General features: G+C 59.9%; 14 protein-coding genes. 9 read left to right on the top strand and 5 right to left on the bottom strand.

The genetic code is table 11. From position 1 onward, the window contains the following. The first annotated feature begins 374 nt into the window (after positions 1-374). From P0D77_RS00225 to P0D77_RS00215, 3 genes are all read left to right on the top strand, one after another. The gene (locus P0D77_RS00225; protein WP_277554098.1) at positions 375-1,232 is read left to right on the top strand and encodes an OB-fold nucleic acid binding domain-containing protein; all 858 of its coding nucleotides are present in this window, start codon (positions 375-377) and stop codon (positions 1,230-1,232) included. Positions 1,233-2,171: 939 nt separating this feature from the next. Next, complete coding sequence (locus P0D77_RS00220; RefSeq protein WP_277554097.1) at positions 2,172-2,471, top strand: DUF8011 family protein; 300 nt, start codon at positions 2,172-2,174, stop codon at positions 2,469-2,471. Positions 2,472-2,901: 430 nt separating this feature from the next. After that, positions 2,902-3,543 (top strand): class I SAM-dependent methyltransferase, encoded by a 642-nt coding sequence (locus P0D77_RS00215; RefSeq protein ID WP_277554096.1) that lies wholly within the window; start codon positions 2,902-2,904, stop codon positions 3,541-3,543. 26 nt (positions 3,544-3,569) lie between these two features. On the opposite strand, the gene P0D77_RS00210 is transcribed toward P0D77_RS00215, so the two are convergent. After that, a complete protein-coding gene (locus P0D77_RS00210; RefSeq protein ID WP_277554095.1) occupies positions 3,570-3,869 on the bottom strand; it encodes a DUF8011 family protein in 300 nt (99 codons plus the stop codon). Positions 3,870-4,059: 190 nt separating this feature from the next. Beyond that, complete coding sequence (locus P0D77_RS00205) at positions 4,060-5,067, bottom strand: M48 family metalloprotease (RefSeq protein ID WP_277554094.1); 1,008 nt, start codon at positions 5,065-5,067, stop codon at positions 4,060-4,062. 464 nt (positions 5,068-5,531) lie between these two features. Between P0D77_RS00205 and P0D77_RS00200 the strand changes: the two genes are divergently transcribed. Continuing rightward, a complete protein-coding gene (locus P0D77_RS00200; protein ID WP_277554093.1) occupies positions 5,532-6,032 on the top strand; it encodes an MOSC domain-containing protein in 501 nt (166 codons plus the stop codon). Positions 6,033-6,109: 77 nt separating this feature from the next. Here the strand turns inward: P0D77_RS00200 and P0D77_RS00195 are convergent, their stop codons facing one another. Together P0D77_RS00195 and P0D77_RS00190 are read right to left on the bottom strand one after the other, a co-directional pair. Continuing rightward, positions 6,110-7,297, bottom strand: a complete 1,188-nt coding sequence (locus P0D77_RS00195) for an outer membrane protein assembly factor BamB family protein (protein WP_277554092.1) — start codon at positions 7,295-7,297, stop codon at positions 6,110-6,112. A 70-nt stretch (positions 7,298-7,367) separates the two neighbouring features. Continuing rightward, positions 7,368-7,709 (bottom strand): DUF7344 domain-containing protein, encoded by a 342-nt coding sequence (locus tag P0D77_RS00190; protein ID WP_277554091.1) that lies wholly within the window; start codon positions 7,707-7,709, stop codon positions 7,368-7,370. A 476-nt stretch (positions 7,710-8,185) separates the two neighbouring features. On the opposite strand from P0D77_RS00190, the gene P0D77_RS00185 reads away from it, so the two are divergent. From P0D77_RS00185 to P0D77_RS00170, 4 genes are all read left to right on the top strand, one after another. Then, positions 8,186-8,446, top strand: coding sequence for a type II toxin-antitoxin system HicB family antitoxin (locus P0D77_RS00185; protein WP_277554090.1), 261 nt, complete (start codon positions 8,186-8,188; stop codon positions 8,444-8,446). A gap of 1 nt (position 8,447) precedes the next feature. Continuing rightward, positions 8,448-8,693 (top strand): type II toxin-antitoxin system HicA family toxin, encoded by a 246-nt coding sequence (locus P0D77_RS00180; RefSeq protein WP_277554088.1) that lies wholly within the window; start codon positions 8,448-8,450, stop codon positions 8,691-8,693. Between the two features lie 84 nt (positions 8,694-8,777). Further along, complete coding sequence (locus tag P0D77_RS00175) at positions 8,778-10,229, top strand: lamin tail domain-containing protein (protein WP_277554087.1); 1,452 nt, start codon at positions 8,778-8,780, stop codon at positions 10,227-10,229. Then, positions 10,229-10,531: a DUF3006 domain-containing protein gene (locus P0D77_RS00170; protein ID WP_277554085.1), complete on the top strand. Its 303-nt coding sequence runs from the start codon at positions 10,229-10,231 to the stop codon at positions 10,529-10,531. The genes P0D77_RS00175 and P0D77_RS00170 overlap by 1 nt, the downstream gene beginning before the upstream one ends. Before the next feature lie 3 nt (positions 10,532-10,534). Here P0D77_RS00170 and P0D77_RS00165 read toward each other — a convergent pair whose 3' ends face one another. Then, positions 10,535-11,899 (bottom strand): restriction endonuclease, encoded by a 1,365-nt coding sequence (locus P0D77_RS00165; RefSeq protein WP_277554084.1) that lies wholly within the window; start codon positions 11,897-11,899, stop codon positions 10,535-10,537. A gap of 122 nt (positions 11,900-12,021) precedes the next feature. Here P0D77_RS00165 and P0D77_RS00160 point away from each other — a divergent pair, with 122 nt between their 5' ends. Further along, positions 12,022-12,945: a DUF955 domain-containing protein gene (locus P0D77_RS00160; protein WP_277555822.1), complete on the top strand. Its 924-nt coding sequence runs from the start codon at positions 12,022-12,024 to the stop codon at positions 12,943-12,945. Positions 12,946-13,218 lie beyond the last annotated feature (273 nt).

Raw genomic sequence — 13,218 nt, 5'->3', positions numbered from 1 at the left:
AGCGTCGGCGCCGCGAGGTTGACGTAATCGGCGATCGATGCGGGTGGTCCGCTATCGTCGACGGTTCGCCCCGCTCGGGCTGCCGCCCGCCGCCTGCGTCCGACTCGCTCCGCTCGCCGGCCGCATCGCTCGCGACTGACCAGTCCGGGCTCCTCGACGACTCGCAGGCTCGCCGCCGAGGTCCGGGCGTGTGCCTTCGACGCCACGAGGTATCCGCCGGGGACTCGCAGGCTCCTCCCGCGACGCATACTCCCGTGGACGCTCGCGGCGGGCGGGTCCTCGCGCGTGGCTGGCTGGGGCCTCCCTGCTGACGCGCTCTCACTCGCGCCCAAGAGGGCGCGAAGGCGCGAGCGAGAGCGGCTTCAGAGATAGCTATGAAACGAAACGTGCGGAGTGAAACGGTTGCATCGGAACAGAAACAGGAGCAGGGCATCGTGGACGAGCGGCCGGAACTGCGGCCCACAGTCGAGTTGCGGACGCAAGCGAAGATCGACTCGGAGGCGATCGCGAAGGTGGATGGGACGGGTGAGTTGGACCACCCATACGGGCTGACGCTTGAAGCCCAGGAGCGGTGGGAAGCGCGAGAAGCGGAGATTGCACGGACGCACGAGCGACAGAAGGTGCAGACGTCGCAACGAGAGCGGCGGACGCGGGTGACAGTTGAGCATGGGGCAGTTGAGCGGTCGCGGCGGTTCCGAGAGCGGGCAGCAAGCGTGGACCCGGCGTTTGAGCCGGGTGATGCGAGGGCGGCGTTAACCCGTGAGGAGCTGGCGGCGGTAAATCAGCAGGCGGCGCGGATCACAGCGAAGGTGCGCGAGAGCGGGACGCGGGCGGCTGTGAGTCGGCGGCTAGCCGAGGAGGTGCGCAGTGGGAAGGGGTTGATGAGTGCGAGTCTGCGGGTGCTGGAGGCAGAGCAGACGCGGGCGGGGACGGTCGTGCCGATTGGGATGTTGGAGGAGGTGAGTCGAAAAGAGGTGACAGTTGAGGCGACTGTGAGTCAATTGTGGCAGCCGAGCAATTCGAAAATAGCCCAAGTCGGGCTTCTCGAAGACGAGAGCGGTCGCGTGAAGGTGACGGTGTGGAAGGCGTCGGATGCACCGTGGATGGACGAAGGCGAGCGTGTGCGGATTCGGGCGGCGGCGAAGAACTGGTACAACGGGCGCGTCTCGGTGGCTGTGACGGGATGGAGTGACGTCTCGTTCCCTGAGCGCGGCCGGTGGTGGGAGGGGTAGCGTAGCGGGGCGGCTCCTTGTTCGTCGACGCCGGGCCGACCCAAACCCCACCTCCCCACCCACCGCTCCCGGTCGCACGCAGGCGACCGGCAGCCACGACCTTGCTGAATGATTTCGGATTCGTCGTCTCTGTGTCGGAGGACGGAGGAGCAACTGTGGAGGCTGCAGTCCGGAATGTTGGAGACCGGGTTGCCGAGAACACGACGTTCCAAATCGAATTCGAGGACAGGCAAGGAATATCGTGGAGTCTTGGAGTACGGATTTGCAGCCGACCCAACCAGATGCTCGCGGCGAATCAACATTCCAAGTTCGGCCACCTGATGACCGCGCACTCAAAGCACGCGCGAGAGTGCTATTGGACGGAACGCTACACAATACGTGGAGGCTGAGTTCCGCGAGCCTGCAGGCTGAGTACGGGTGTATGGCTCTATTAGAATCCTATTTTAGGGATGTTTCTGTCTGAAACAGCCGATAGATCGGTGCTGCGAATCGATCATTAGTCGGCTCCCGTACTCCACGACACTGATCCGCTTGGGCTTGCTGTCTGTACACCAGAAGAATGTTGTACAGCCTATGGATTTTGAGCTGTACAATGGAGCCCTCCAACGCGAAGGGAATGCTCGTTGGCGTTCAGATGACCTTAGTTGGTCTCTTTCTGCGGGAACTCTTCGGAAATGACCCTCTGCTAACTGGCCTGAGTATTCTACTCGTTGTTGGGGGTGTTTCCGCAACCCTGCTCTCTTGACCTAGTAGCTGGATGCTCTGAGTGTTGCACACCACTTCTGGCAGTGTTCGGGCAGATTTCTGTGGCTGTGCTGAACACAGAGTGTGAGTTGGTCAGCCCCCTCACCACCGTTCGCTCAGCACAGCTATGAACATCCCTGCAGCAGGCGGGCGAACACAGTTCATATTTATTCCACGTGAGTAAATATGCGCTCGATGCCCTCCATCATCGACCAGACGCTGTTCAGTGAGCCCTCTGGTCGTTTCCTTGGACTGGTCTTCTTCTGTGGCGCACTCCTGCTGGCTGGGCAGCAGGGGTACTACGTCATTGTAGAAGGGGCGACACCGCTCTACGCTGTACTGTTTGTGATTGTCGGGATGGCCCTCTCCGGAATTGCCGAATCCCTGCCGAAACCCCGTCGACGGGAAGCTGGTGTCCTGCGACTTACGGCGATTGCCGTACTCGTGAGTCTCCTCGTGATCGGCTTCTTGGCACCCGACCTCATTACTGCGTGAGGGATGGAAGGCCTTCGAATCCGCCGGGGTTGTGAGAGCGCTGGTTTCTCAAGCACGCGATATCTGCCAGTCTTGGGGGTTGCAACAGAGTCCAGAGGGTGTCGGTCAGCTAGTCACGGAGCCAGTCGCTTCGGAACAGATAGCCGGTAACCCCTGCAGTACACACTGCTGCAAGGCCGAATGCGACTAGCCCTGTTGGGTCTGGGACGAACAGTATCCCAAGAGTGCTTCCGGTGAACAGGCCGATAATGAGGCACAGGACAAACCGGATGGAGGGACTGGCCATATTCGAACCTTCAACCCCGAATACAAATCGTTCACTGACTCGCGCCCGGATTCAGCACGGACAGATCTGTTGACAGTATTGGTTTCTGACAGTTTGTTGAGGCCGTGGTAAATAGAGAACACGAGCCGGTCGGACGTGTCAGCGATGATTCTTGAGACGCTTATCATCCAGCACAGCCTATTCGCCCTACCGATGACCGATACCGAACGCGAGTCTCACGGTTACACTCCGATGGACTACGACGCGGATAGCGAGGCAGACGAGGTGTATCAGCGGTGTCTGTCATATCTGGTCACGGACGCGCCAATCAAGCCTAGCGATACCGTGGTCGATATCGGGACGGGCACGGGTATTGTCGCGCTCGGACTCGCGCCGAAGTGTGACCACGTGGTCGGACGGGACATCTACGACGAGTGGCTCCAGTACGCCCGAGAGAAGGCTGAGCAGCGCGGCATCGAGAACGTCTCGTTCGACCACGGGTCGTTCCGTGAACCCAACGTCGAGGAGCCGGTCGATGTCGTCGTTGCCAGCTACGCGCTGTATATGGCCTACGACGAGGGAGGCGAGGGCGAACTCCGCGCCGCCATTGACGGGCTCGCGTCGCTGAATCCGCGGTGCGTCGCGGTGGCCGACAAGATGCGTTTCGGGCCAGTGCAGTCTCCGAGCGAGTACGAGACGCTGCCACCGATGGGAACCATCGCTAATCTCCTTGTGGATGCGGGTTTCACGCTCACCGATGTCGAGGTCATCTCCGAGTCAGCCGGCGTCCTCATCGCCACCCAATAGCAGTGAACGCAATCTGACCGGCTCTCTTACTCAGTCAGGAGTTCGGGCGCGAAGAAGATGGTCACGAGAAGACACACCAGTACGGATATCGCCGTGAGTCGCAGGACACCAGCTGCCCGTCGGCGAGGTTTCGGCAGGGACTCTGCAATTCCGGATAGGGCCATTCCGGCACTCAGAATTAGTACGAAACTGTCCGGCGTGAAATCTCTCACGACGACGTAGTATCCATACGACCCCGATAACAGGAGTGCTCCACAGAGATAGACCAGTCCAAGGGGACGACCGGAGGGCTCGCTGAACACAGTTTGGTCGAGAATGGAGGGCATCGTGTGTGTCGTTTCTCGCGAGGCATAAATACGGACTGCGTTCTCCCACTTGCAGCAGGGATGTTTACACCTGTGGCGAGCAAACGGTGCCGATGGCTCTGACCGACTCACGCCCAGTATTCAGCACGCCCCCACTGTCTGTGTATGAGGCCTCCAACAGAGGTCGATAGACTGTGTCAGGCGGTAGTACTCACGACTGCACTGTTGGCCCGCCTTGCTGTTCTTGTTCGCGTTCGGCCGTCGAGAGCCGCTCGATGCGATCTTCTGTCAGCGGATGGGTTCGGAAGAGCCAGCGTTCGACCCGATGAAGTCGTTGCTCAAGCCACCAGTACGACGGTTCTTTGGTCCCTTCTGGGCCGAGCATCACCTTCTCGAGTTCTGCAGGCTCCAGTGGGAGAATCGACAGTGACGAGATACCCGACGCTTCACGGAGGTCACGCGCCGGCGTCTCTGCGATATCCTCGTCTAACTGTTTGAGCGCACTCGCGACCGCAGCTGGGGAACCAGTCACCTCGGCTGCGACGCGGTCAGCAGCCTGTTCTCTAACACGGGATAATCGAGCGGTAATTGCCTTCCCGATAATCCAGACGCTCGTTGCGATCACTGACAGCGGAATAATAATGGCCACCATCCAGCCCGGATTTTCCATCTCGGCAAGTCGGGATTTGAGTCCACCAGCGAGAAGCACAGGGAGCGACACGAGCGTCATCACCATCGCGTCTCGGTTCTTGACGTGGGCAAGTTCGTGAGCGATCACCGCTTCCAATTCGAGCGTTCCATCGAGAGCGTCGAGCGTCCCCCGTGACAACACAAGGTGGATGTTCTCTGGCCGAAATCCGACAGCCAACGCTTCCGGGGCTTGTCGTTCAGAAATGGCTATCGTCGGCACTGGAACGTTGAGCTGTGCCGCAACGCGTGTCACCACGTCGTACACCGCTGGTTCGGTGTCCCGACCTACACGCTTGGCGTCAGCAATACGCTCTATTGTCCCAATCTGTCTGTATTCGAGATATCCGACCGTCAGGAGCGTCACTCCAGTGACTCCTGCTGCGATGGTGGCTGCAGAACCCACATTGACGAACGAGAGGCCAACGTAAAACACGGTCCAGACACCAGCGAGCAATCCCGAGGTGACTGCTGCCAATCCCAGTACTGCAACAATCATTCCGATGATAAGCGCATTCGGTCTGGAGGGCATACTCCATTGATTCAGATAGTGTTGGAAAAGTGTTGAGTGTGTAGTGTCGGATGTTCTCAGCGATGACGGCGTCCTCGTCGTCAGGCTCTTCGGCTGGCTGTTTCCAGCGAGCCCTGTCTGTGCGTAGTCTGAACTCTGTTGAGCGTGGCCCGTCGATTCTAGCTTGACCGGGCCACCGCTTCCGCGGCCGTTATCGCTAAATCAGTTCCTCTGGATAGAGAGAAGCGCCGCAGCTGCGGTTGGGTTGCCATACCTCTGCTGCTGCGGACCCCTCTCTCAACGGTTTACCAAGGCAGCCCGGAGAGTAGTCCGGAGTTCCTCCGCTGGTGGAGCATCCCCCCGTCGTTGTGACTACAGCGGAAATCACCACACGGCACAATCGACTGAATGGGACTACCGCGTGTTTCTCCCTCCGGAACGGTGTGCCCGGGTAGTTATTGCAGCTCGAGAGAGTGGTTCGAGCAATGAGCGAGACGTATGAAGAGGCGGTTGGCGGGACTCGTACTGGTGCTGTCGAGGCGATCCACATCGCACCCGATACTGGCGGTGAACCGGCGGCGCGAGACGCGGTCGAAGCCGTCGCGGACCGCGGACTCAAAGGCGATCGCTATTTCCACGGCAAGGGGATCTACAACGAGCAGGATGACCTCGACCCGAGCGACGTGACGCTGATCGAGGCTGAAGCACTGGCTGCCGCTGCAGCGGAGTACGACGTCCATCTGGAAAACGGCGCACACCGTCGCAATATCACGACACGTGGGGTGGCGTTGAACCACTTGGTCGGCACACGATTTCGTGTCGGTGAGGCGGTGTTCGAGGGGACAGGTCTGTGTGAGCCCTGTGGCTATATGGAATCGCTTGCCGACCAGCCCGACGCTGCAGACGCACTCGTCCACCGTGGCGGACTCGACGCTCGAATCGTCGAATCCGGAACGGTCACCGTCGGAGACGAGGTCCGCTGGTAGATCGTTTGGTTGTCTGCACCACTGCGTGTAGGCGTTGCTCTGGTCAGGGCAGCTGTCCGCCAACGGGTCACCGTCAGTCAGTCCACAGCGACGATCCGCTGATCGTCGCTCACGCCAGCAAACACTGCGCCGTCGGCGACACTCACGCCTGAGACAGAGCCACCCTCGAGTGAGTACGTCCACCGACGCGGATTCGCACGGACGCTCCCAACGCCGATCCCACCAGAGAGTCGGTACGCACAGAGACCACCTTCTCCACCGATGAATAGCGTATCCCCGGCGGCTGCGGGGACGCTGGGCGTGGCCCTCGGAGCGGTCCACAACTCGGCTCCGTCGTCACTGCCCAACTTGGAGAGGCCGCCGCCATCCACGCCGTACACGCCCCCAGCAGCCCGAATGAGCGATCCCTCTGCGATCGGACCGTGTTCAGCGTGCCACCGGACGCGGCCGGCGTGGGCGGCGGTTCGAAGTCGAAGGACGCCGCCGCCGAACGTCGCGACGTACAGGTTGTTCCCCGCTTCGGCGCTCATTGCGGTGATCATCCCCGGTGCTTTCGCCCTCCAGAGCCCTCGACCGTTGTACAGCGCGTACACGTCACCGCCAGTCGTCCCCGCGATCACTCCTGCGGCGTTCGGCGTGACGAGCTGAGAGATTTCGCCGTACACCGTGTCTCTCCACTCGACAGTCCCGGGCGACACTGACGAATCCTGGTCGATCCAGACGTCGAGGACCTCTCCCTCGACGGTGCCCACATAGAGGTTCGTCCAGTCGAAGCCCGGAATCGGCGGTGCAGACACTCGGCCTTCTGTTTCGACGCGCCACCGCTCTGCACCGGAGGCTGCATCGAGTGCGACGAGTCCGGCTTCCGTGCCGACGTACGCGACGCCGTCGTGGACGGCCGGCGGGTGGTACTCGACAGCGGTGTCCTCGGGTTCTTCATCTCGGAAGGTCCAGAGCGATTCGCCGGTCTCGGCGTCGAAGGCTTCGAGCCCGTACCACGTCGATTGGAACACACGGCCATCCACGACGATCGGTTGGCCTAGTGGGTCTCCTTCGAGTGATACACTGAAGCGTTCGGTCGGGTCCGAACGAGGGGCGGCAGCCGTCGGCACGTACCCTGTCCCGTAGTTGTTGCCAGCGAACATCGGCCAATCCGTATTCTCGTCAGTGCCTGGGGTTGCGTTCGCGCTGGTTCCGACGCACCCGGCGAGACTGCTTGCGACGCCGCCAGTGATCCCGGCGAGTACTGCTCGTCTGGAGGGCATCACTCACACGTCAGACCCGTGTCGAATAAAACGAGGTGCAGTAGTTCGCACGCGTTGCTTCGATACGCTGCTACGGCCAATCCGCAGGTAGCTTGTCGGCGTGCGAATCGATCAACTTGATGAGGGGCGTGATCTCGTCGAGATTCGGCCCTCGTTGAACGAGCTTCGTCTCGGGAGTCCAGTCAATATACCCCTTCGAAGCCAATTTTGGTAGGTGAACGTGGTGGAGATCCACTTTCAGCCGTTCTGGAGTTGTGCTCTCTAGGCTGACAGCGTCCACCGTCTCGTGGATGAACTCGGGTGTTTTGACTTGATCCTGCTTGAGGAGTTCGAGCAACACACGTCTTCGGTATGGATGACAGAGGGCATCGAACATCGAATCGAGGGTCGCTGATTCGTGCGTTTGTGACATAGTTGATCTCGTTGTGCGGGGTGGGGTACACAGTGTAAGCTATGATCCACGTCTGAGTTGTTATTGATTTCACATAAAATTGGTGTGGGTCAACGAAATGCCAGTCTACTGGGATTGTAACAAGGTCTGGTGTTGAGAACACCTTAGCTACCGAAGTAGCCAGGCGACCAGATGGACAACAGGCCAGCGGTCCCAGAGTAGCGATTCTGACATACAGCCGCTGGCCTATTATCATCCAGCAACATCTGCTGGTTTTGTTGTGGCCATATCAACACGTTTAGTAGGTGTCACAAAAAGCACGAGACGGGTCGTGACCTGGATGTCATCCTCTCTCGGTTTCGCGACCCCTCCCCGCTGGAAACGGGACGGCATCGAAGCCCTCAGTGAGGTTTGTTTTATCGGGCTCTGTTGAAATCCTCAATCAACGTGAGATCGTCCGAACGCTTATCCATAGACACCGACTCTTTTTCATAGAGATGGCCAGCACGACTCGTGACAACGGTAATGGCGGCGTTGAGTTCGTCTATGAGGAGGATGGACGAGTCACGGCAAAAGACATCGAGACGGGTGTCGCTTCTTTCGGCGACGACCGCGCAGAGGCTCTGCGGATGCTTGCAGACGCACTTGATGCTTACCACGGGAAGAGCAAGTCTGTCGACAAAGACGAACTGGCTGCAGAGTTGGGTCTCGATGGGGACGAAGCCGGGAGTGCGGGCCGTCCCCCGTGGGACGAGTAACGTGAGTCGGACGACGTTCACAGGTCGAGAAGTCGCGAAGGTGCTGATGAAATTCGGATACGAACCGAAGTCACGAACTGGGAGTCATCTCACGCTGGAGTACGTCAACCCGGACACTGGCGAGGTTCGACAAGCGACTGTCCCTCTTCACGGGGAGATTCCCCGTGGGACTCTTGCGAGCATCGCAGAGCAGTGTGGTGCAGAAGAGTTTCACTCGTTCTGTGAGTGGATTGATGACCACTGTTAGGATTAATCTCACTGACTGCGAATTTTCATAGGATTTGGTCTCAGGCTGCTACACCTATGTCTCTGCTCGCTGAACAGACGAGCAATGAGCTGGCACACGACACTTATCATCGCGGCCGTCGTGCTCCTTGCGGGCTGTACGGGGGGAATGGCGGGCAGCGTTGACAACACAGGTGCACCGGACGTCTCAGCGACAGAAACATCGACAACGACTGCAGCGGCCACACCCGATGGGTCACTTCAGATCCACTTCATTAATGTCGGCCAATCCGCGAGTACGCTGATCATCGGGCCGGCGGGTGAGACGATGCTGATCGACACGGGCGACTTCCGCAACGATGGGGAGTACACCCTCGAGTACCTCCAGCAGAACGGCATCGATCGCATCGACCACCTGGTCGTCACGCACAACGACGCCGACCACATCGGAGGGAACGCGGCCGTCATCGAGTACTACGAGACGGAGGCGGACGGCATCGGCGCGATATACGACCCCGGTATCGCCGCGAGCACGCAGACGTACGAGCGGTATCTCGACGCCGTCGAGGAGTACAACGTCGACCTCTTCGAAGTCCGTGAAGGAGATACCCTCCCGTTCGAGGACGTTGAGACGCGGGTCCTCGGACCGCCGGACCCGTATCTCGATACTGACTCCCGAAACGAGAACGGGATCGTCCTCCACTTCACGTTCGGACAGACGAGCCTCCTCCACACGGGCGACTCGGAGGAGAAACAGGAAGCGTACCTCGTCGACGAGTACGGCGAGACACTCGATGCGACCATCTACAAGGCGGGCCACCACGGCAGCGACAGCAGTTCCAGCGCCGAGTTGCTCGACCTCGTGTCACCGGAGGTTGCGGTCATCTCGAGTGCGTACGACTCGCAGTACGGCCACCCGCACGAGGAGGTGCTCGAACGCTTTGGCGAGCGGTCGATTCCAACCTACTGGACCGCCACGCACGGATCCGTCGTGATGGTGAGCGACGGCTCGACAGTGAGCGTCCGGACACAGGCGGCGGCGCCGACCGACCCGCTTGCCATCCGCGAGGGCGACCCCGTCGAGCCGGGGAGTACGATGCCTGTTGAGGAACGGGCAGTGATCACTCCAGATGGCGTGGAAGAACAGACGGCGACTGGAACCGAAACAGCGACTGCGACACCAACGCCCACACAGACAGCAATCCCTGATGGGGGCTCCGATCCAGGAGCACTCGCACTTGTCGAAATTCACGCGGACGCCGCAGGCACGGAGAGCGAGAATCTCAACGATGAGTACCTCGTGTTCGAAAACACCGGCGACAGCGAACTCGACCTCTCTGGGTGGACAGTTGCCGACGCCGCGGATCACGTGTACACTGTTCCGGAGGGAACGACACTTGCCCCCGGTGGGCAGGTCACGCTACACACAGGGAGTGGGACTGATACTGAGACAGACCTGTACTGGGGTGCAGCTGCACCAGTCTGGAACAATGGTGGCGATACAGTGACCGTTCGCACTGCAGACGGGACGGTTGTGATTCAGGAGGATTACAACTAATGGACGACAGAGACCAGCTTCCCGATGGGGAGTACACGGCTGTGGTGGATCGCTTCGAAGATGATCTTGTAGTGCTGGAGGTGTCGACAGCTGACGACCTCCGACAGTTGGTCGTCGACCGCACTGAGCTGCCGGATGACGGCCGCCACGCGGATGCAGTCTTCACTGTGACTGTGGAGTCGGCTTCACTCGTGGACGCTGTGTACGACGAGGAGGAGACGACAGCACGGAAGGAATCAGCGCAGAGCCGGTTTGACCGGATGTCGCGGCGGCTTGGGTCAGACGACGATTCCGGCGAGTAGCCGTTAGAACAGGCCGACTACGAACAGCATCGCAACGACCGTGAGCAGAGTCGCGACGGCTCCGCCACCAACGAGCCACGTGTTCTCCATCGCCTTCTGGTGGACTGCCATCTCGTTGTACTCCTCGCGGAATGCCGCGAGGTTCTCGTCGTCGTAGAAGTACTTCGTCTTCAGCGCGAATCGACCGGTGACTGCACAGCCTGTGCAGACGGGCTCTTGTTCGAGTCGCTCTGTCCTGATGTGACTCCCGCAAGCAATCGCTCCACAGTTGGCGCAGTACGTGTATGACTCGTCTCGGCCAGTAGTGTCGCAATGGACGCAACCGTGGATCTGGTCGTCGGTCGTGACTCGCGAGGGCCCTGCGGCGTAGTACTCGTACGGGTAGGTGTACTCCTTCAGGTGTGTCGTGTGGCGGACCTCTGGGAGGTACACCGGTTCGATCGACTGCACCGAGATGTCTGAGAGATTCGGCTCACACTCTTTGTTGTACGTGACGTTGTTGTCGCCGGTGTAGGTCACCGTCGTCGTGTGGTGCTCACGGAGGCGATTGACAGCCCATTCCTTGTACTCGGTTTGGGTCTGCCCGAACCGATTCTCATCGACCTCGTCGAAGGCGCTCCGGATCCGTTCGTCATCGACGTCGATGGTCGTGTGGAGATTCTGTGCGACGAGCGTCGTGACCGACTCCTCAGCGACCGACGGGTGCCCGCGGTCGGCGTGCGCAACGAACTGCGTCCGGTCGTTGATCTGGTGAATCACGCCGACGGACGTCTCGAAGATGGCGTTCGTATCGGCGGTGATGGTCACTACTGGCCGGAACGAGACCTGTGAGTGGGGCGTGGGGAGTGTCTCTGTGTCGAGGTTGTCGATGTCTCTGAACGCTTCCTCGACCGGTGCTGCGACCGACGCGGCCGGATCATACGGGCGGAGCGTCTCATCGCACAGGATCTCGATGCGACCGTTGTAGAGGTCAAGCCCAATTTCGTCGGCGATCTCACGGAGCTCGGTCCCATCGATCAGTTCGATAGGATGGGGATCACCGTTTGCTCGCAGTCGCTCAACGTACTCCCGTGCAGGTTTGGTGAACCGCCCGGTCGTGATGACGATCCCGCGCTTTGAACCGGCGAAGTCGTACGTTGCAACCGCTGAGTGCAGCTTCTGAACGACCGGCCGCCCGACGGAATCGGTGTGCTTGCACTCGACGACGACGCCGCGGCGCGTTCCGTCAACGACCTCCTCCATCAAGACGTCTCGCCCCTCGTCAGCGGTCTTCGACGCTTGGTGAACGTTTTCGTAGCCGAGATTCCGGAACACGTCCTCGATCAGGTCCTCGAACTCGAATCCAGAGAGATCATCTAAGACTGCCATCGGATACCTGTCAGTTGACTACCTGTACACCAGTATAGGCTGTTCGGTGCGACTGGGGGAGTTTGTGGGCGCCCCGACGGGCGGGGCGCGTTCTGAGATGGACTCTGCGTGTCCCGGATTCGATAATGGCTTCGAGTGATACCTCGGTCTCGTTCAGCGAGACCAACACCCGACGAGACGAGATGCACAGTACGATCGACGAGTGGATCAACGACCTTGTGAACGCGACCGACGCGGCACGAGCAAGCGACGAGTTCCAAGCGTGGCTCGACGTCCAAAGCCGGTTCCACGACTACTCAGCGCGGAATTCGATGCTCATCCACCAGCAGTTCCCGGGTGCGACGATGGTCGCCGGGTACCGAACGTGGCAAGAAGAGTTCGATAGGCAAGTCCAGGCTGGCGAATCGGGAATCTGGATCTGGGCCCCGATCATCACGACGCGGTGCCCGAAGTGTGAGAACGCACCGTCGTACCACGAGCAGATCGGGTGTGCATACGACGAGACACCTGTGTCTGAGTGGGGAAGCGGGTTGGTCGGGTTCCGGCCAGTGTCCGTGTTCGACGTGTCGCAGACCGAAGGTGAGGAGTTACCCGAGGTGGAGTACGAAGCGATCGGCGAGGCTGGTGACCTTGTTGAGCGATTGTGTGCTGTGGCTCATCAGATTGGGGCCTCGGTCGATATCGTCGCTGACGAGGAGTGGGAGTACGGGAGAGCGAACGGGATCTGCCGTCAGCCAGAGCGAGTTGGTGAGAAGCCACAGATCGAGGTTCGCGATCGGGAGAATCGTGCAGACCTCGCCAGAACACTCGTACACGAATACGCTCACGCACGGTTGCACGTTGGGGTGACTAGCGAGGTTGAGCGAGCGAAGCGGGAAGTGGAGGCAGAAGGAGTGGCGTACGTGGTCGCTCGGGCGTGCGGGTTGGATGCGAGCGGGTCGGCGTTTTACTTGGCTTCGTGGACAGGTGAGGAGACGGAGGTGATTCGCGAGCGGTTCGACCGGATCAGTGCGACGGCAGGGTCGCTCCTCGATGTGATTCAGTAGAAAGCTCGCTGGAGCGTCGATTCGATCGTCCACCCCTGTTCTCGACTGACACACCCCCATTGCCAGTTTCACCACAGAATGATGGTCTGCGTCTGCTGGTGGATTCGTTCCTCCCCCACACCCCCATTGCCAGTTTTCTCGGTCGAGACTATCACCCGACATCACAACACCCGACGGGATTCATCAATACTGTCTAGTGAATCAACTGTAATCCACTATTGGAGTAACTGGCACTGGGGGTGTCCTCCAACAATCACCATACTGCGCTGGGAT

This window comes from Halobaculum limi, assembly GCF_029490015.1.
GTDB lineage: Archaea > Halobacteriota > Halobacteria > Halobacteriales > Haloferacaceae > Halobaculum > Halobaculum limi.
This window is presented reverse-complemented; position numbering and strand designations above follow the sequence as displayed.

Coding starts and splice junctions, on each gene's coding strand:
- P0D77_RS00225 (WP_277554098.1), top strand. CDS start 375: ATGAAACGAAACGTGCGGAGTGAAACGGTTGCATCGGAACAGAAACAG.
- P0D77_RS00220 (WP_277554097.1), top strand. CDS start 2,172: ATGCCCTCCATCATCGACCAGACGCTGTTCAGTGAGCCCTCTGGTCGT.
- P0D77_RS00215 (WP_277554096.1), top strand. CDS start 2,902: ATGATTCTTGAGACGCTTATCATCCAGCACAGCCTATTCGCCCTACCG.
- P0D77_RS00210 (WP_277554095.1), bottom strand. CDS start 3,869: ATGCCCTCCATTCTCGACCAAACTGTGTTCAGCGAGCCCTCCGGTCGT.
- P0D77_RS00205 (WP_277554094.1), bottom strand. CDS start 5,067: ATGCCCTCCAGACCGAATGCGCTTATCATCGGAATGATTGTTGCAGTA.
- P0D77_RS00200 (WP_277554093.1), top strand. CDS start 5,532: ATGAGCGAGACGTATGAAGAGGCGGTTGGCGGGACTCGTACTGGTGCT.
- P0D77_RS00195 (WP_277554092.1), bottom strand. CDS start 7,297: ATGCCCTCCAGACGAGCAGTACTCGCCGGGATCACTGGCGGCGTCGCA.
- P0D77_RS00190 (WP_277554091.1), bottom strand. CDS start 7,709: ATGTCACAAACGCACGAATCAGCGACCCTCGATTCGATGTTCGATGCC.
- P0D77_RS00185 (WP_277554090.1), top strand. CDS start 8,186: ATGGCCAGCACGACTCGTGACAACGGTAATGGCGGCGTTGAGTTCGTC.
- P0D77_RS00175 (WP_277554087.1), top strand. CDS start 8,778: ATGAGCTGGCACACGACACTTATCATCGCGGCCGTCGTGCTCCTTGCG.
- P0D77_RS00170 (WP_277554085.1), top strand. CDS start 10,229: ATGGACGACAGAGACCAGCTTCCCGATGGGGAGTACACGGCTGTGGTG.
- P0D77_RS00165 (WP_277554084.1), bottom strand. CDS start 11,899: ATGGCAGTCTTAGATGATCTCTCTGGATTCGAGTTCGAGGACCTGATC.